Annotated in this window: 2 pseudogenes; one reads left to right on the top strand and one right to left on the bottom strand. The window is 62.7% G+C overall.

Annotated elements, in window-relative coordinates:
• A pseudogene (locus JHD73_RS27990) lies at positions 1-208 on the top strand (hypothetical protein); the annotation flags it as partial.
• 12 nt (positions 209-220) lie between these two features.
• Here the strand turns inward: JHD73_RS27990 and JHD73_RS27985 are convergent.
• Positions 221-542 (bottom strand): annotated as a pseudogene (locus tag JHD73_RS27985) (SAM-dependent methyltransferase); the annotation flags it as partial.

The raw sequence follows: 542 nt of genomic DNA, 5'->3' as shown, positions 1-542 counted from the left end.
GCACTGGTTGCTCGCCTACATGCGACGATGGATCTGGTGCGGGCTGCTCTGCTATGCCATGGGCGGGCTGATTGAACTGGGGCTCAAGACGCCCGGCTTGTCTGCGCTGTTCTATGTGCCAAGCGTGCTTAGCGTGCCCATCAATGTCGTCATTGGTGTGCTGTGGATCGGGCTGAAAGCGTTGCCTGGGCCTGTTCGAGAGCGATGACTGTATGACCCGTTAGACCGTAGCGACCAGCAGTTCCTCGGCATTGTTCGGTGGGCGAAAGCCATCGGTTCGGTTGGCAAAGTAGCGCTCAGTCAGTTCGGCGGCCGAGATGTGTTGCGCCTTGCTGAAACCGGCTTCTCGGGCCAGCGCAAGGATCTGCGGCGGCGTGAAGAAGCTGATGAAGGGCGTGCCGCTGGCGCGTGCGCCTTTCTCGGCCATTTCCAGCCCGGGGCGCACGTCGGGGTCTGCCATTTCGAGCGGGAGCAGGAACGTCATCGCCAACATCGACCCCGGCGCCAGCGTCGCCACTTCGCGCAGCGTGGCAGCATTCGCC

The organism is Ralstonia sp. ASV6 (assembly GCF_016429285.1).
Classification (GTDB): Bacteria; Pseudomonadota; Gammaproteobacteria; order Burkholderiales; family Burkholderiaceae; genus Ralstonia; species Ralstonia flaminis.
This window is presented reverse-complemented; position numbering and strand designations above follow the sequence as displayed.